Source organism: Pseudoalteromonas sp. APC 3355 (assembly GCF_030407615.1).
Classification (GTDB): Bacteria; Pseudomonadota; Gammaproteobacteria; order Enterobacterales; family Alteromonadaceae; genus Pseudoalteromonas; species Pseudoalteromonas distincta.
This window is the reverse complement of the sequence record NZ_JASDDB010000012.1, coordinates 119,720-137,779: the sequence shown is the minus strand read 5'-3', so window position 1 is coordinate 137,779 and position 18,060 is coordinate 119,720. Positions and strand designations below refer to the sequence as shown.

The following is an 18,060-nucleotide window of genomic DNA, read 5'->3' as shown; positions in this document are numbered from 1 at the left end:
CGTTTTGAGTCGCTTTAGCGTCTCAAGGGATGCGAATAATACACCCTTTATTTTTCGAGTCAACACTTTGTTTTAAATTTTCTTTTTAGAAGATTTAAAGCCGAAGTTTTATTTAACTCTCTGAGTAGTTCGTGCCTTGCTATGCTTCGGCGTTTCCCGTCTCAGTGGGGTCGCATTATAGGGAGCGGCGGATTTTACGCAAGCGTTATTTGCATAAAATAGTAATTAAAATTAAGCCCCAAGCAAGCACACATGATAAGCACAAGTTACCCACAAAACTCTGTTGATAACTCTTGTTTTTACATAGCTAAACCATACTAAAGCTATTAATTAAAACCTTAAAAATGCAAAAAGCACCTTATGTAGGTGCTTCTCAAAAGTAATAGTTATTAGAATCTAGTATAAAATACTATATAACTTGCGGCGATACTTAGCTGCGAGTGCGTCGCCATCAGGTAAAGAGGCAATAATGGCTAAAAAGCTTGGTTTTGCTTCGTTGAAGTTCAGATCTTTTTGTAGAACTGTAAACAGTACATCCAATGCTTCTTCTTTTCTGCCTGCTTCATTAAGTAAAATACTGAGCTCTTCTTTTAATTCTAAGTCATTTGGATACTTTTCTACTTGTTGTTGCTTTTCTTTAATCTCTGGTGAATCTTTTGCTTCAAGCGCGGCTTCGCATTTTGCTTTTATATTATTAAAGTAAGCATCTTGCTCTTGTGCATCTATTGTATTTATAAGCGCTTGCGCTTCATCTACCTTGTGAATTTGAATACATATGTCTGCTAGCACTAACTTGATACGTGCATTACCGTTGTCTATTTCATAAGCTTGCTTTGCATAATTAAATGCAGCATTTAAATCTGACTTTAATAACGCTTGCTTTGCTTGTTCTAATAGTAAGTCTTGTTGCGCAGGTAAATGCTTTGCGAGGGCTTCGCGTATTTGCGCTTCGCTTTGAACACCTGCAAGTAAATCTACTGGTGCGGAGTCTTTTAATAATACAAGCGTAGGCAGTGTTTGCAGACCAACTTGTTGCGCAAGTTGAGAAGCAAGTGCTTGTTCTGCATCGCAATCTAGGTTTGCTACTACTATATAGCTTGCATATTCTGCTGCTACTTTATCTAAAATTGCAGCCTGTCCGATGCAGTCAGGACTTTGAGGAGAGAAAAAGTTAAGCAACACCAATTTTTGTTGTGATGTTTCACCGAGTACTTGTTGAAGGTTTTGCGCATTAATACTAACTATGTTGCTCATTGAATTGATTGCCATATTCGTCTATTTAGGTTTTTATATGGTGGTGAACATAATAATTACAAGTCATATACCTAAATCACTCGGTATACATATTCAACAATAAGGGAAAATATGAAATTAACTTACCTAAGTGCAATACTTTTATTAGCAAGCCCATTAGTACAAGCAAATGGACTCGATTTGAATTTAAGCAAAGCCATGCCAGCTATTGAAAAGTTTTACCTCGACTTACACCAATCCCCAGAGCTCTCTTATCACGAACAAAAAACAGGTAAAAAGATAGCAGATAGATTAACTCAGCTGGGTTTTAAAGTAACAAGTAATGTAGGTGGCTTTGGTGTAGTTGGTATTTATAAAAATGGTGAGGGGCCGACAGTAATGATCCGCACTGATACTGATGGCTTACCTATTATTGAGCAAACAGGAAAATCCTATGCCTCAAAAGTCAAAGTAATAGATGAGCACGGTTCAAAAGTAGGTGTAATGCACGGCTGTGGCCACGATATCCACATGAGCTCTTTTATTGGAACTGCAGAGCAGTTAATTGCTCATAAAAAACAGTGGCAAGGTACATTAATGATGGTTGCACAGCCTGCAGAAGAAGTAGGTGGGGGTGCTAAAGCGATGTTAAGCGAAGGACTATTTAGTAAATATGCAAAACCTGATCATATAATTGCTTTACATGTAAGCGCTAGCGTCCCCGCTGGTAAGGTATCAATGAAAAATGAATACACGATGGCAAGTGTAGATTCTGTCGATATTACAATTAAAGGTAAAGGTGGTCATGGTGCTTATCCGCATACAACTATAGACCCAGTGGTTATAGCTGCACGCACTGTACTTGCTTTGCAAACAATCACAAGCCGAGAGCTTTCACCGCTTGAGCCTTCTGTTATTACAGTGGGGTCTATTCATGGTGGTTCAAAACATAATGTGATTTCGGATGAAGTAAAACTACAACTCACTCTTAGAAGCTATAACCCCGATGTAAGAAGCGCTCAAATAGCAGCAATAAAACGAATCACCGCAGGTATTGCACAAAGTGCTGGCTTAAATGAATCTAACTACCCTGTAATATATGTACATGAAGATGAATCTATTCCATCTACTTATAATAACCCTGCACAAACAGACATTGTTAGAAATTCTATTGCCAGCGCAATTGGCGATACTAATGTACTTGAAACACAAGCTGTAATGGCGGGTGAAGATTTTGGCCTATACGGGCGCACCGATGAAAATATCCCTATCACCCTCTTTTGGCTAGGAGGCGTAAACCAAGCACAATATGCAGATTCAATAAAAACAGGTGAGGTACTCCCTTCTCTACACTCTAGTAAATTTGCACCAGATTATAAAGTTGCTATTCCTACTGGAATAAAAGCAATGAGTAACGCTGCTGTTGCTTTATTTAATAAGTAACCTGAATTCTGGATAATAAATCTATCTCAAACAGAGTTCAGGTTGAGTAATACCGTTTAATAAAATAGCTCTGTTGCTAACTAGCAACAGAGCTTTTTTTATAACTCGACTTTTTAAAGGTCGCTTTTCCACCTCGTTTAGCAAAACGTTTTTTAGGTGAGGTTTTTGGTAACTTCGCAAATGCATTGCTATCGCAGTTTGCTGCTAATTGAACAAACCCATTTAGGTCAGCAAGTAAAGGCTGTAAAAATTGCTGATAACTCATTGCCTGCTGTGCAATATCACCTAAGCTCGACTCCCACTTTGCGGTTAAATCAGGACTCGCTAAACCTTGTGGTAATACGCTAATAAGAGCAAGTCCCGTTTCGGTCGCTCTAATTGACTTACCTTCACGTTTTAAAAAACGCCGCTTAAATAGCAACTCAATTATTCCCGCACGTGTTGCCTCCGTACCTAAACCATCAGTGTCTTTTAATACCTTTTTAATTTGTGGATCTTTAACATAACGGCTAATGCCCGTCATCGCAGCCAATAATGTGGCATCGGTAAAATAAGCAGGGGGTGATGTATGCTTTTCGACTACTTCGCCTTTATCGCAAAAAAGAGGCATACCTTTTGTTAAAGGAGGTAGCGAGGCTTCATCTTTTAATTCAGATTTACCCATTAACACCTTAAAACCCAAGCTTACATCTTGCTTTGCATTTGCCTTAAAAAGCCCACCAGCAATAATTACCTCAGCTTTAGTTTCGTTATATATATAGTCGGGATAAAACTGAATTAAGTAATGACGGCTTATTAATTGATATACCTTTGCTTCGTCACCGCTCAAACTCGCTGACTTTAACTGCTTAGCCGTAGGCACAATGGCATGATGGGCAGCTACTTTTGAATCGTTAAAACATTTACTACGCTTTTTTACATCAGCCCCGTTTACTAATTCACTGCTTTGCCCCCCATTTGCACTTATTGCCTTTAAAATAGCAGATGCTTCTTGATGGTGATCTTTGGGTAAATAACGATTATCTGAGCGTGGGTAAGTAATTAGTTTATGACGTTCGTAAAGTATTTGGCAAATATCCAATACTTTTTGAGCTGGCATACCAAATGCTTTAGCGGCATCTATTTGCAGAGCAGATAAATTATAAGGTAATGGAGCACTTTGCTTTTTTTGTTTTTGGTCGAGTGAAGTAAGCTCAGCACTTTGCTTTGTAATGCGTGAAGCAACATTTTCTGCAAGAGCTTTGTTAAGTATTCGCCCTTCTTCATCTTGATGTGGCTCACATGCTTTGCTTGGAACCCACTTAGCTATGAATGGTTGATTATCTGGAGTAAGCAAATGCGCCAATACATCGTAAAAAGGCTTAGATACAAAGTTCGCTATTTCGTTATCTCTATTAACAACAAGACCTAAAATAGGGGTTTGTACTCGCCCTACCGAAAGCACATTACCAAACCCTGCTTTTTGCCCAGCTAGTGTGTATGCACGTGTTAAATTCATACCAAATAGCCAATCAGCACGAGAGCGCGCTAAAGCAGATACACTTAGCGGAATAAAATCTCGATTAGAACGCATTGTGCCCAATGATTTCTTTACCGCCGACAAGTTTAAATCACTAATGAGTAAACGTTGCGTACTTTGCTTTTTAGCCTGACTTATTTTAGCTTCTTCTATTACTTGGTCGACCAGAAGCTGGCCTTCACGGTCTGGATCGCCAGCGTGAATAAGTTGCGAGGCTTGTTTAATTAATTTTTTTAAAACAGTGAGCTGTTTGCGAGTTTTGGTTTTGGCTTTTAACTTCCACTGCTCAGGTATTATAGGCAAGTGATCAAACTGCCACTTTTTAAAGCGCTCATCATAATCATCGGGCTCTGCTTGTTCTAGTAAATGCCCTATACACCACGAGACACAATCTCCGTTGGCGACTTCTATATAGCCATCGTGTTTTTTATGTGGTTTTGGTAACGCATCAGCAATAGCGCGTCCAAGTGAAGGTTTTTCTGCAATGTAGAGTTTCATAGCTTGCTCAGCACTGTTTATATAAACAGTAGTTTAGCACAGCTATTTTAAAGGAGGGGCTTTTTTATGATTATTACCAGTTACTGTCTTATTATTTTTAATTACAATATAAATTAGCGGAAGATAACACACCACTACGGTGAGCGTATTAATTAAAGGTAAAAGCGTTTTATACATTAGCGTGCTATAGGATAAATCCCAAAGGTGGCGATCAACAACGCGAAAAAGTTGTAAAATTGGTGCCATTATAACAACCAACTGACCTAACACACATTGCCATAAATAAACTTTATCTTTTATCCCAAGATAGGCAATTAAAGCCATCCAAGCTATGTCATTAAACGCCCAGACAAGATATCTATATATATAAATATCTTTATCAAACTCTTTTAAAGAATCGTATATAAGTGCACCAAATAAGAAAAATACACCTGTGACACATACAAATCGTAATGCTAAAAAATCTTTACGCAAATAGAAAACAACAATAGCTGGGATTAAAAATAAAACCCAGCTAAGTTCAAGAAATGTAATTACCTTATCAACCCATAAAGGCATTGTTATTCTTTCGTCTTATCGTCATCTCCGCCAGTACCATTTCCAGGCATATCGCTATACTTATATTTTTTATTCACGGGCATTCCATTACATATGTTAAGGAAATGTACTGTAAGCTAAAATGATGAAATTGCCAAGATGCTTAGGCAATTAAGTACCCTAAATTAAAACAAAAAGTAGTGAGATATAATACCAAGCAATAGCTTAACGTACATCAATAGGCGCTGACTCTTTTGCTTTACCTTGTAATATAGATATTTCTACTCGGCGATTCCTGCGGCGATCTTCATTTGAATCGTTTGGAACAAGTGGACGGGTATCAGCCCGACCCACTACCATCATGCGGTTTTTATCAAACCCTTGCACCGTTTGCAGCTCGCTTGCTACTGCTACAGCACGCTTTGACGATAAGTCCCAGTTGTTAATATATAACTCATTCGATACCTGAAAATCGTCGGTATGGCCAGATACAGTTATTTCACCGGGTACATCTTTTAACAGTACACCAATATCTTGAATTATGGGTTTAAACTTAGGTTGTAAAAATGCACTACCCGAAGGAAATGAACCATTCTCTCTAATACGAATAATTATTTGCTGCCCTAAAGATTCAAGCTCAATTGCACCATCTATTATTTGCTTTTCAAGCTGCTGCGCGATTTTTTTAACGAGCTCGTTAGTTTGTTCCTGATCGGCCGCTGAAGTTGCTTGCTCTGACGATTGCTCTTGAGAAGTACTACGAGATTCGCCACCACGTTTGTCCCCGCGCTGTTCTTGCCTGCCGCCAGCTGAGCTTTCATCTCCAGCCTGAAACTCTAACATTTGTTGAGTCATTTCTACTGTTTGTTGTTGAATAGTTTCTATTGGAGTGGGTTCTGGTTTGCCTGGGGTAAACTCCATAGCAATAACAGAGGTACCTTTAGGGATATCTTTTACTTCAATTTTATTCTGCACACCAAAAGCAAACTTCATAGAGCCCGCAATTTGTTTAAACTTAAGTACATCCATTTCTGAAAACGCAAGCAAGAGTACAAAAAAGCACATTAACAGTGACATTAAATCGGCAAATGTTCCCATCCATGCTGGTAGGCCTGGTGGTGGGCATTTGCACTCTTGATCAGACATAATTACTCCTCGGTATCTACTTTGCGTTTAGATTCAGCTAAGTAATTTTTCAAAATACCTTCGATTACTTTTGGATTTTGGCCATCTTGTATACCTAAAATAGCATCTAAAATTAAACGCTGATTCATAGCCTCTTCGTCTTTACGCAGTTCAAGTTTTACCTGAATAGGAATTGCCACAACATTGGCTAAAAACGCACCATATAAAGTTGTTAAAAGCGCTACCGCCATTGCCGGGCCAATTGCTTTTGGGTCATCCATGTTAGATAACATTGCAACTAAGCCAATTAGAGTACCAATCATTCCCATTGCTGGTGCAATATCGGCTAATGACTTAAATAAGCCTGCGCCCATTTCATGTCGAGTAGTGGTTAAAGAGATATCTTTTTGAAGTGTGGCGCGAACAACATCTGCGTCATGGCCATCAACAAGCATGTCGACGCCTTTGCGCATAAATGGATTTGGGATTTCAGCTTCTTCGAGTGCTAAAAACCCCCCTTTACGAGCTGAATCAGCAAGTTCTACTGCTTTTTCAATAAGTTCTTCTGGCGTTTCTATTTTAAACATAAACGCTTTAGCAACAACTTTACCTATACCCAAAAACTGCGACATGGTGAAATTTGATAAAACAATGAAAAGTGAACCACCAAATACAATTACACTAGAAGGAGCATCGGCAAACATAGCCATTTCACCGCTACTACTCATAAACATAGACATGACAATTAAGCCAATTGCGCCTAGGATCCCGATTATGGTTGCTAAATCCACATTTCCTCCAGAAGTTTCATGCTTAATGGCCTTATCATAAACTTTTATTATTAACTGCTTATCGGCAACATATTGAATTGCTTAAGCCATTTTTATAAATAAACATAAAAAGCAGCCTTTAGCACTATTTTAGATCAAGTTATAAGGGCTACCTAATTATCAATTGATTTATTAAACTAACAGACCGCTATTAAGGCTTTATTAATACACTTGAAATATAATTTAACGTTATAAAGGTAAAAAACCAATATCATCCTTTGACCTAGTTTAGCATTCCCCCTAAAATTGACCCCTAAATTTATTATGTAAGCTGAAATAAAGATGGCGACTAAAAAACCTGAAAACTTAAGTTTCGAACAAGCACTAGAAGAATTATCTACAATCGTTAGTGACATGGAACAAGGTGACTTATCGCTTGAGCAATCGTTAAAGCAATTTGAGCGTGGAATTGCATTAGCAAGTGCTTCATCAGGTAAATTACAGCAAGCAGAACAAAAAGTATCAATTTTGATGGGGAATGGCGAAAAGTCAGTTCTTACGAATTTTGATAATGATATGGAATAGCTGTGAGCATAAATAATTATATCGAACGTGCTCAAAAAGATGTAGTAGCGACCTTACAGCAGCATTTTAAACAGCCTCTCGATACTGAAGAAACGGTAAAGAACGCCACCCAGTATGGATTATTTAATGGCGGTAAAAGATTACGTCCATTTTTAGTTTATGCCACAGGTAAAATGCTCGGTGCAAACCAGCAAGACTTACATGTACTTGCTGCTGCAATTGAGTGTATCCATAGCTATTCGCTAGTTCATGATGATTTGCCTGCTATGGACGATGACGACTTACGCCGTGGCCGCCCTACTTGCCATATAGAATTTGGCGAGGCAAATGCAATTTTAGCCGGTGATGCCCTACAAACACTCGCCTTTGAGCTTATTGCGAATCACAAATTTACATGCTCGTCGCAAACACAAGTAAAAATGATTGCTACGCTTGCCCACGCATCAGGCCTTGAGGGCATGGTAGGCGGACAAGGTCTTGACATAGCAGCAACAGATAAAGTAATTACCGTACAAGAGCTTGAGCGAATACATAAGCTAAAAACCGGAGCTTTAATTAATTGTGCAATTACACTTGGTGCACTGTGCAGTGAAAAGGCAGATCAACAAACCTTAGAAAATTTAAGCATTTTTGGGTATGCTATAGGGCTGGCGTTTCAAGTACACGACGACATTTTAGATGTTGAAGGCGATACGGTTACTTTAGGTAAACCACAAGGCTCCGATATTGCCGCGAATAAAGCGACATATCCGGCGTTATTAGGTATGCTAGGCGCTAAAGAAAAGGCGCAAAATTTAATACAACAAGCCCATGAAGCGTTGGCAAATATAGATGCTGACACAACACTTCTTGCGTCGCTAGCAAATTACCTAATTGAGCGTGACCACTAATTTTTGCTCATACGTATTGCAATTAGCACTGACATTATTACTCAACATTAATTATTCGTAAAAGCTTTGAATGAATTAATGTTAGCGAAGGATATATATAAAACCATGACACTTGATAGTAGCAAGTATCCATTACTTAATTTGGTTGACGAGCCAGCCCAATTGCGTGACTTAGCGCAAGACAAACTCCCTGCATTTAGCAATGAGCTGCGCGATTATTTACTCAACTCAGTATCGCAAAGTAGCGGTCATCTAGCGTCTGGTTTAGGGACGGTTGAACTAACCGTTGCGCTACATTATGTTTATAACACTCCAGACGATCGCCTAGTTTGGGATGTGGGTCACCAAGCTTATCCACATAAAATCCTTACAGGTCGTCGCGACCAAATGCACACTATTCGCCAAAAAGACGGTTTGCACCCTTTTCCTTATCGCGATGAAAGCCAATACGATACGTTTAGCGTAGGCCATTCAAGCACCTCTATTTCAGCTGCCTTAGGTATGTCTATTGCCGCCCAAAAAGAAGGCAAAGGTCGAAAATCTGTAGCCATTATTGGTGACGGAGCTATCACCGCAGGCATGGCATTTGAAGCGATGAATCATTTAGGTGATGTAAAATCAGACATGCTTATTATTTTAAATGATAACGAAATGTCGATTTCTGAAAATGTTGGCGCATTAACAAATCACTTTGCCCGAATTCTATCAGGTAGCTTTTATACTAACATTCGTGAAGGCAGTAAAAAGTTACTCTCAGGTGTGCCCCCGGTAAAACAACTTGCCAGTAAAATGGAAGAGCACATTAAGGGCATGATGATCCCGGGAACCTTCTTTGAAGAATTAGGCCTAAATTACATAGGCCCAATTGATGGTCACGATGTAAACATGCTTGTAGATACATTACGTAATATGCGTAATTTAAAAGGCCCACAGCTTTTACATATAAAAACGCAAAAAGGTAAGGGCTACAAACCGGCTGAAGCCGATCCTATTGGCTACCATGGTGTACCAAAATTCGATCCAAGCACAACTAGCCTGCCTAAATCTAACCCTAGCGCTGCTACTTTTTCAAAAGTTTTTGGCGATTGGTTATGCGACATGGCAAAGCAAGACAGCAAGTTAATGGCTATTACGCCAGCAATGCGTGAAGGCTCTGGCATGGTACGTTTTTCTAAGGAGTTTCCAGATCAATACTTTGATGTAGCCATTGCAGAGCAGCATGCTGTTACTTTAGCGGCTGGTTTTGCTTGTGAAGGTTTAAAGCCTGTTGTTGCTATTTACTCGAGCTTTTTACAACGTGCGTATGACCAATTAATACATGATGTTGCACTGCAAAACTTACCTGTATTATTTGCCATTGACCGCGCTGGTATTGTTGGAGCCGATGGTGAAACGCACCAAGGTGCGTACGATTTAAGCTTTATGCGCTGTATTCCAAATATGGTAATTATGGCACCAAGCGACACCAACGAATGCCGCCAAATGCTATACACCGGTTATAAAGCAAACTGCCCTGTTGCTGTTCGTTACCCTCGAGGTAGCGCAGGTACTGCAGACATCGAAAGCACTATGCAACTGCTTGAAATAGGTAAGGCAGATACAATTAAGAAAGGCAGTAAAATTGCAATTTTATCATTTGGTACATTACTTGATAATGCACAGCTTGCTGCAAATGAATTAGATGCAACGCTTGTTAACATGCGTTTTATTAAACCTCTTGATACTGCACTTTTAAATGAGCTTGCTACTAGCCACGATGTAATTGTAACCCTTGAAGATAATGCTATTGCTGGCGGTGCCGGCTCTGCAATTAACGAATACTTGGCAACGCAAAAAGCTGATATTAATATCCTTAACTTAGGTATTCCTGATGAGTTTATTAAACACGGCACGCAAGATGAAATGCACGATGAAATGGGATTAGGCGAGCAAGGAATTTTAAACGCTATTAAGGCGTTTATTAATTAACTTCCTATACATCTAAAGTTGAGCATATTAAAAAAGGAGCCTAGGCTCCTTTTTTAATATCAAATATTGCTCATCAGCGCATCCACACTTTAATATCAGCTAGGCCATTACTTTGTAAAATACCTAACTGTTGATCAACATTAGAGTTTTGTTCAAACTCGAATGCATCGAGCTGATCATCAAACGTAATATTAGCCACGCCATCACCACCGCGTTTTTTAACTTGATGCAGTGCTATATCGGCCAAGTTAATAGAGGTTTCCCAGCTAATTACCTGTCCGCCTAATAAAGGTAATGGATAAAATGACCAACCAATTGATGCCGTGATATTAGTTGTTTTTCCATTTGGTAATTGGAACGAATTAGCCGCTATTACTTTGCAAAGTTCTGAAGCGTAGCTGTCTATTTTATTGCATTTAAAGTCACGTAATAATAATAAAAACTCATCACCACTCCAACGTGCCACATAGTCAGAACCCTGCGTACGCGAATTTAACAATGCAGCCATTTGCTGTAAGCAGCTATCACCTGCAATTGGGCCATACGCATCGTTAATACGGCTGAAGTTATCAAAGTTAATAATTACCAGCACCAGTGACTTACCTTGTGCCTGCAGCGACTGTGAATTACGTTGAAAGTGCTCAATATCTTTAGGGAGTTGATCAAACAAAAAGCGGCGACTACGTAGCCCTGTTAGCTCATCTGAGTGACTCACTAATTTAAGCTGTGAATTCACTTGGCCTAATTTATCATTAGCTTGGCGAAGCTCTAAGGTACGCTCAGTGATTAAGCCCTCTAATACTTCTTGTTTTCTGCGTTCTTGTGCTCTAAACACCCAAAAAATGAGATAAAAAAGCAAAATAAAACCACTGGTAATTAAAAGCCTAAAGTAAATTGTTTCGTCAAAGCGCTCAGGCACTACAAAACCGTACTCTACATCTTGCGCTTTAGCCCAGTCTTCACCTTGGCGCTTAGCTTCTAATTGAAACAAAAACGAGCCAGGAGGCAAGTTAGTATAAATAGCTTCACGTCGCGTATTTGCATAGCGCCAGTCACTATCTAAGCCACTTAGTTTATATCTAAATTCAATGCTGTTTGGTGCATAGTAATCAATAGCTGTGTAAGTTAGCGTTATATCACGCTCGTCTGTTTCTAATGATGGTTTTTTACCAAGCGCAGCGGTAGTTAAATGACGAAGTGGCGTTGTTATTGTCTCTATTGTTGGCTTTAATGCAAGCACACCAAATAGCTCTACATTTTTAGGTATTTCAACAACACCTTGTAAGCTTGGGTACCAAATAGAATTTCCGGTGTCTGCTACCGCATCATGCCCAAGTCCGCTACAACATTGATTCGCTTTACCATCGAGTTGACGGTCAAAAGATGAAATTACTTCTTCAACTTTTAGGCTTTTTATTTCTGTTTTAAATTGCTCTACAGGCATTCTGTAAACACCTTTCATGGTGCTTACCCAAACATGCTTTAACTTTTCATCATATTCTAGGCTAAATATAGAACCATACGGTAAACCATTAGCTGCATCGAGCTGACGCCATTGTCCTTGCGTACTTCTGTAAAAAAGCCCGTCGTTAAGAGAGCCGATTAAAATACCCACGCCATCTATATGTAGCACGCTAGTAACGTATGCGCTTTCAAGTGTTGTTTGGTCGCCAATTTTTTCAATGCCACGGTCTGTAAAGTAATATGCGCCCTTACTAGTACCAATCACACCAAAGTTTGTTTTATCTAATACGTAGGTAATAAACTTACTACCTAAAAAAGCGTTATAGGCAAAAGGCGTTAAACCAGCATAATTTAATCGATATAAACCGCGTCCGGTACCAATCCAAAAGCCGCCTTTACTAGAGCGACTTATTGCAAATACCGGATTATCGCGAAGTGCTCGACCAGGGACGGTGTAAAGTGTCTTGTTTTCAAAAACAAATAAGCCGCGCCCTGTGGCTATATATAATCGCTCACCATCAAATTGTAGATCGTGTACTGATGCGTATCCATATTTACTACTTGGGACTAAATTAATAAAACTTTTATCTAAATCGAAATAACCAATGCCGCTTTTATTCGCAACCCACAGTTTACCATCGGGTGCTTGGCTAATGGCCATAACAGATTCGGTCATGTTTGAAACTGCTGAATGCCTTTCGACTCGTCCTTCATGAGCAAGCCACAAGCCTTCACTAAAGCTTGCTAACCAAACGTTATTTTTATCATCTCTAAAAATATCAGCAAACCATATACTTTGATCGAGTTGGCTAGGCTCTACCCATTGCCACTCACCGGTTTTATCTCTGAATAATAAGCGTCCATAGGTCGAAACCCACAAGCCACCATCGGTATCACTCATAAACTTATAAACGGCTGAGTTATTTGCATTAGGTAAAGGAAAAGGTCTTAGCTCGTCATCTAAATCTAAAAAGTATGCACCTAGCTCAGAAGCTATATACAGATTACCATTTAAAAATGATAAATCGTGCACTATGGTTTGCGCTAAGCGCTCTGGTAGCGATATTTTAGCGGTAAGCTCTAAACGTAGTTTAGAAAAATCTGATGAGTTTTTTGTAAGGCGTAATAAATGACGATCATTAACCAGCCAAATGCCTTCAGGAGAGAGTGCCATTTGGCTAACAGAGCCAACTATTTGTGTGATCACAGTAGCATTAACAATAGGTAGAGGACCATTTACTTCAGTGCGTAAATCAACTTGCCCCCTATCTACATAGTATAAGCCGTTGGCCGCAATCCATATGCTACCTTTAGAGTCCTCAAGAATATCTCTCACTGGACCTTTAATATTAAATTCTTGTGCTGCAAATGTGGCTGGGTTAATAACTACCAAGCCACTTTTAGTGCCTACCCATAACAAACCACTAGAATCGACTAAAAGCTTATTAACACCATTACTAGGCAAGAATGGGCTATTTTGCGTGTTGTAATTTGTAAATGTTGTACCATCAAAACGGCTTAAACCAAATTGCGTACCAAGCCACATATAGCCTTGCTGATCTTGCACAACACTTTTAAGTGATTGTGACGGTAGGCCATCTTTTATATTCCATTGCTTAACTACGTAATCAGTAATTGAAGCCCAACTTGGCGTCGCGCACAACATAAGTACACAAACCAGTAAAAATCGCATCATATTGCTGCCACCTAGTTAAACAAATCAAATATAAAAATTAAAAGGGCAGTAAACCCACTTTTATTAACGCTTGTAAACATATAAGCGAAAAAACACCCGCAAGTATATCGTCGGCCATTATACCTAAACCGCCATGTACTCGTTTGTCTAGCATACGGATTGGGCCGGGCTTTGCTATATCAAAAAAGCGAAATAACAAAAAACCTACGAGTAATGTTTGCCAGTTAAGTGCTGCGCCAATCATAGTGATGTAATAACCCGCCACTTCATCCCATACAATAGCAGGGTGATCGTGCACGCCTAAATCATCAGCCGTTTTACCGCACGCCCATATACCAAATATACTGATCACAACGGCAAATACAATTTGCAGCCATAACGGATAATACATGGTCATAAAAATGAATGGCAAGGCAGCAAACGTACCAAATGTACCGGGCGCTTTAGGGGCAAGCCCTGTCCCAAAGCCCAGACCAAAAAACTGATGTGGACGCTTTAAATTAAACTTGCGGTTATTGTTCAAACCAGCTCCTTTGCAAAGTGCTCAAAACCCTGCGGTTCAAAATCAAACTTTTCACCGTTGTGTAAAAGCTCAATTTGGCCATCGCCACTTTTAACTTGGCCAATGCATGTTGCATCTACACCATACTGGCGTAGCTTTATTTCTAACATACTTTTATTGCTATCAGGGACCGTAAAAATTAATTCGTAATCATCACCGTAACTGAGAATAAATGGCAGCTGCTGATTAAAATCAAGGCTTGCTTGCATCGCATCTGAAGTTGGAATACTTTCAATATTCACCACTGCACTTACTTGTGACATATCTAGTATATGACTTAAATCAGCGATTAAGCCGTCCGACACATCAATAGCCGATGATGCTAGGCCTCGTAATACCTGCCCTGCAGCAACACGTGGGGTTGGAAAGTCAAAGCGTTTATTTACGTACTTTAAATGCTCTGGCTCAATACTTATACCTTGTTTGCGAGACTCAATTGCAAGTCCAGCATCACCTAGCGGACCTGTAACATAAATCCAATCACCCACTTTTGCGCCACTACGACGAAGTGCAGTACCTTCGGGTACAGTCCCTTTCGCACAAATAGTGATAGTTAATGGCCCCTGAGTTGTATCGCCACCTATAATCTGCACATTAAAATATTCAGCAATTTCATGCATGCCATCAGTAAACTCTTCAATCCACTGTGGGTCAATACTTGGCAAAGTTAACGCAACTGAAACCCAAGTTGGCTCCGCGCCCATGGCCGCTAAATCACTTAAATTAACAGCAAGCGCTCTGTGACCTAATGCACGAGGGGAAATATCATCAAAAAAGTGTACGCCAGCAACAAGAGTGTCTGTTGTAACGGCAAGTTGGCAGTTTTGTGGAACGGTTACTAAAGCGCAATCATCCCCTATACCTAGGTTTACATCACGACGGGTGATACCGCGACCTTTAAAGTAGCGGTTAATTAATTCAAATTCCTTCATACACAAAAAAGCCGGCCTATGCCGGCTCCCCTCTTTAACGGTTTACTTACTTGCGTAAATGCTTAACAGCTTTATCAAGTACACCGTTTACAAATTTATGGCTGTCTTCAGCGCCAAAAATTTTGGCCAGCTCAATACCTTCGTTAATAGCAACTTTATAAGGTACGTCTTCACGGAACTTAAGCTCATAGCTGCTTAAACGTAAAATTGCACGCTCAACCATATCTAAGTCATCAAACGGACGTGTTAAATGTGGTGATACAGCTTCGTCTAGTTGCTTGTAATTTACAGCAACACCCGTCGCTAGATCTTTAAAGTATTCAACATCAATTTTAGTAACGTCTGTTTCGATCAACATTTGTTGTTCGATATCGGCAATTAAATTGCCACTTATTTGCCAAGAATAAACGGCTTGGAGTGCTAAGATACGTGCTTTACGTCTTGCTGCTGGTTTCACAAAAATTCCTTAAACTTAAATTTTATCTAACACATTAACCATTTCAAGCGCGCCTAAAGCAGCTTCGCCGCCTTTATTGCCCATTTTGGTGCCAGCACGCTCAATTGCTTGTTCAATGCTTTCTGTGGTTAATACGCCAAATGCAACCGGGATATCATACTCAAGTGATACTTGCGCAAGACCTTTGTTTGACTCGCCAGCAACTAGGTCAAAGTGTGGTGTACCACCTCTGATCACTACGCCTAATGCGATGATTGCATCATACTCTTTTTTTGCCGCAACGCGTTTAGCCGCTAAAGGTAATTCTACCGCGCCTGGCACATAAATAACGGTAATGTCGTCATCTGATACGCCACCTGTGCGTTTTAGCTCATCAACAGCACCTGCAAGGAGGCTGCTACCAATAAAGTCATTAAAACGAGAAATGACAATGGCAAATTTTTTGCCTGGAGCGTACTTATTACCTTCAATAATTTTCATTTGATAACCCTAAAAATAAGTTCAAGCGGTTGCGATTGCGCAAAAATTGCTGCGCATCATACCATAAAAATAAAATAATAGCCTAGTTTAAGCGTGATGCTTATTGTGGCTCAACGTAATCAACAACTTCTAAATGAAAGCCCGAAAGTGCATGGTACTTTTTAGGGCGACTCATTAATCGCATTTGTTTAATTCCAAGATCGGCAAGTATTTGCGAACCTACGCCAACAGTACGAGATGTACCTTTGAATTTGCGTGGCGTAACGCTTTCGCCAGCATCAGCTGCTGCAAATGCTTTCACAGTTGCCTCTAGCTCTTCAGTGCTTTCTTGCTTACCTAAAATAACTAAAGCACCTTCATTTTTAGCAATGTAGGCCATTGCTTCAGAAAGACCCCAGCTACGGTCAGCACTTCTGTCTGAAAGTAGAATATCGTTAAAGGTACTTTGCAAATGTACACGTACATTTGTCGGCTCTTGATCTTTTATATCGCCTTTGAGCAATACGTAATGTAACTGGCCGTCAATTGTGTCTTTGTAAGTAACTAAATCAAATTCACCATGAACAGTTGGTAACTTACATTTTGCTACTTGCTCAATTGTTGTTTCGTTTAAGTTGCGGTATTCGATTAAATCAGCAATGGTGCCAATTTTAATATCGTGCTCTTTCGCAAAAACTTCTAAATCAGGGCGACGTGCCATAGTGCCGTCAGCATTAAGTATTTCAACAATAACAGATGATGCTTCAAGTCCAGCTAAACGCGCTAAATCACAGCCAGCTTCAGTGTGTCCTGCGCGAGTTAATACGCCACCAGGTTGCGCCATAATAGGAAAAATATGTCCAGGCTGAACAATATCACTTGGGACTGCGCCTTTAGCTATAGCCGCTTGCACTGTACGCGCTCTATCTGCTGCTGAAATACCGGTTGTAACACCTTTTGATGCTTCTATCGACATTGTAAAGTTAGTCGAAAATGCTGCACCATTGTTTTTAACCATTAACGGTAAATCAAGTTGCTCGCAACGCTCTTGCGTCATGGTTAAACAAATTAAACCACGGCCATGGGTAGCCATGAAATTAATCGCTTCTGCGCTAATATGCTCAGCAGCTATTATTAAATCGCCTTCATTTTCTCTATCTTCATCATCCATTAAAATAACCATTTTACCGGCTTTAATATCGTCGATGATTTCTTGCGCGCTGTGTAAATTCATAAATTTGCTCGTGTAAGTTGTCAGTTTCGTTATTTAATAAAACCCGCTTTAGCGAGTAAGCTCATCGAAATATCAGAGCCCGTTGGTTGCTCTGCACCCTTTATAAGGCGCTCTAAATAACGTGCAATTTGATCGACTTCTAAATTAACTTGGGTACCTACTTTAAAATGAGCAATTGTGGTTTGCTCACTCGTGTGTGGGACAATTGTTAATTTGAATTTATTGCCCTCTACAGCGTTTACTGTCAGGCTTATACCATCAATACATACCGAACCTTTGTACGGAATGTATTTCATTAAATTTTCGTCTGTTGTAAGCCAATATTCTGTTGCTCTGGCGTTTGCTGTAATACTTGTAATTGTTGCGATACCATCAACATGGCCAGACACTAAATGACCGCCTAAACGAGAAACAGGTTGCATGGCTTTTTCAAGATTCACCGTTTGTCCTAAAGCATAGTGAGCAAAACCGGTCAAACTAATCGTCTCATTAGATAAATCCGCACTAAAACCATCAATATGTTTATCAACTACAGTTAAACAAACACCATTGGTTGCAATGCTGTCACCTAACTTTACGTCTGTCATATCAAGATCAGCACTTTGGATACGAATGGCTAAGTCGCCTTGTTTTTTTTGTAATAAAGCAATTTTGCCTGTGGCTTCTATTATCCCAGTAAACATAGCAC

Annotated in this window: 16 protein-coding genes; 4 read left to right on the top strand and 12 right to left on the bottom strand. The window is 39.7% G+C overall.

Annotated elements, in window-relative coordinates:
• Window positions 1-396 precede the first annotated feature (396 nt).
• Window positions 397-1,254, bottom strand: coding sequence for a tetratricopeptide repeat protein (locus QMA08_RS16395; protein ID WP_149603132.1), 858 nt, complete (start codon window positions 1,252-1,254; stop codon window positions 397-399).
• 111 nt (window positions 1,255-1,365) lie between these two features.
• Here QMA08_RS16395 and QMA08_RS16390 point away from each other — a divergent pair, with 111 nt between their 5' ends.
• Entirely contained in the window at window positions 1,366-2,676 is a 1,311-nt protein-coding gene (locus QMA08_RS16390) for an amidohydrolase (RefSeq protein ID WP_272451196.1), read from the top strand.
• A 76-nt stretch (window positions 2,677-2,752) separates the two neighbouring features.
• Here the strand turns inward: QMA08_RS16390 and QMA08_RS16385 are convergent, their stop codons facing one another.
• The 4 genes from QMA08_RS16385 to pomA form a co-directional block, all read right to left on the bottom strand.
• Window positions 2,753-4,693 carry a DNA topoisomerase III gene (locus QMA08_RS16385; RefSeq protein WP_272451197.1) on the bottom strand — a complete coding sequence of 647 codons (1,941 nt, stop codon included), beginning with the start codon at window positions 4,691-4,693 and terminating at the stop codon, window positions 2,753-2,755.
• A gap of 42 nt (window positions 4,694-4,735) precedes the next feature.
• Entirely contained in the window at window positions 4,736-5,251 is a 516-nt protein-coding gene (locus tag QMA08_RS16380) for a hypothetical protein (RefSeq protein WP_024603830.1), read from the bottom strand.
• 204 nt (window positions 5,252-5,455) lie between these two features.
• Window positions 5,456-6,376, bottom strand: a complete 921-nt coding sequence (locus tag QMA08_RS16375) for a flagellar motor protein MotB (RefSeq protein WP_024597196.1) — start codon at window positions 6,374-6,376, stop codon at window positions 5,456-5,458.
• Window positions 6,377-6,378: 2 nt separating this feature from the next.
• The gene (pomA, locus tag QMA08_RS16370; protein WP_024597197.1) at window positions 6,379-7,146 is read right to left on the bottom strand and encodes a flagellar motor protein PomA; all 768 of its coding nucleotides are present in this window, start codon (window positions 7,144-7,146) and stop codon (window positions 6,379-6,381) included.
• Between the two features lie 321 nt (window positions 7,147-7,467).
• Between pomA and QMA08_RS16365 the strand changes: the two genes are divergently transcribed.
• The 3 genes from QMA08_RS16365 to dxs all read left to right on the top strand — a co-directional run bounded on the left by QMA08_RS16365 (window position 7,468) and on the right by dxs (window position 10,568).
• The gene (locus QMA08_RS16365) at window positions 7,468-7,710 is read left to right on the top strand and encodes an exodeoxyribonuclease VII small subunit (RefSeq protein WP_002961738.1); all 243 of its coding nucleotides are present in this window, start codon (window positions 7,468-7,470) and stop codon (window positions 7,708-7,710) included.
• Window positions 7,711-7,712: 2 nt separating this feature from the next.
• On the top strand, window positions 7,713-8,600 hold the full coding sequence (ispA, locus tag QMA08_RS16360) for a (2E,6E)-farnesyl diphosphate synthase (RefSeq protein WP_039490432.1): 888 nt from the start codon (window positions 7,713-7,715) through the stop codon (window positions 8,598-8,600).
• A gap of 105 nt (window positions 8,601-8,705) precedes the next feature.
• Window positions 8,706-10,568 carry a 1-deoxy-D-xylulose-5-phosphate synthase gene (gene dxs / locus QMA08_RS16355; RefSeq protein ID WP_290174964.1) on the top strand — a complete coding sequence of 621 codons (1,863 nt, stop codon included), beginning with the start codon at window positions 8,706-8,708 and terminating at the stop codon, window positions 10,566-10,568.
• A 73-nt stretch (window positions 10,569-10,641) separates the two neighbouring features.
• On the opposite strand, the gene QMA08_RS16350 is transcribed toward dxs, so the two are convergent.
• The 7 genes from QMA08_RS16350 to QMA08_RS16320 form a co-directional block, all read right to left on the bottom strand.
• Window positions 10,642-13,728 (bottom strand): ligand-binding sensor domain-containing diguanylate cyclase, encoded by a 3,087-nt coding sequence (locus QMA08_RS16350; RefSeq protein WP_290174963.1) that lies wholly within the window; start codon window positions 13,726-13,728, stop codon window positions 10,642-10,644.
• Window positions 13,729-13,765: 37 nt separating this feature from the next.
• Window positions 13,766-14,251, bottom strand: a complete 486-nt coding sequence (locus QMA08_RS16345) for a phosphatidylglycerophosphatase A (protein WP_002961747.1) — start codon at window positions 14,249-14,251, stop codon at window positions 13,766-13,768.
• Window positions 14,248-15,222, bottom strand: a complete 975-nt coding sequence (thiL, locus tag QMA08_RS16340; RefSeq protein WP_024596289.1) for a thiamine-phosphate kinase — start codon at window positions 15,220-15,222, stop codon at window positions 14,248-14,250. Before thiL ends, QMA08_RS16345 begins: the two co-directional genes overlap by 4 nt.
• Before the next feature lie 46 nt (window positions 15,223-15,268).
• Window positions 15,269-15,679 (bottom strand): transcription antitermination factor NusB, encoded by a 411-nt coding sequence (nusB, locus tag QMA08_RS16335; RefSeq protein WP_002961751.1) that lies wholly within the window; start codon window positions 15,677-15,679, stop codon window positions 15,269-15,271.
• A gap of 15 nt (window positions 15,680-15,694) precedes the next feature.
• Window positions 15,695-16,159: a 6,7-dimethyl-8-ribityllumazine synthase gene (gene ribE / locus QMA08_RS16330; protein ID WP_002961753.1), complete on the bottom strand. Its 465-nt coding sequence runs from the start codon at window positions 16,157-16,159 to the stop codon at window positions 15,695-15,697.
• Between the two features lie 100 nt (window positions 16,160-16,259).
• Window positions 16,260-17,372 carry a bifunctional 3,4-dihydroxy-2-butanone-4-phosphate synthase/GTP cyclohydrolase II gene (gene ribBA, locus QMA08_RS16325; RefSeq protein ID WP_024603846.1) on the bottom strand — a complete coding sequence of 371 codons (1,113 nt, stop codon included), beginning with the start codon at window positions 17,370-17,372 and terminating at the stop codon, window positions 16,260-16,262.
• 29 nt (window positions 17,373-17,401) lie between these two features.
• On the bottom strand, window positions 17,402-18,055 hold the full coding sequence (locus tag QMA08_RS16320) for a riboflavin synthase (RefSeq protein WP_002961757.1): 654 nt from the start codon (window positions 18,053-18,055) through the stop codon (window positions 17,402-17,404).
• Between the last annotated feature and the right edge of the window lie 5 nt (window positions 18,056-18,060).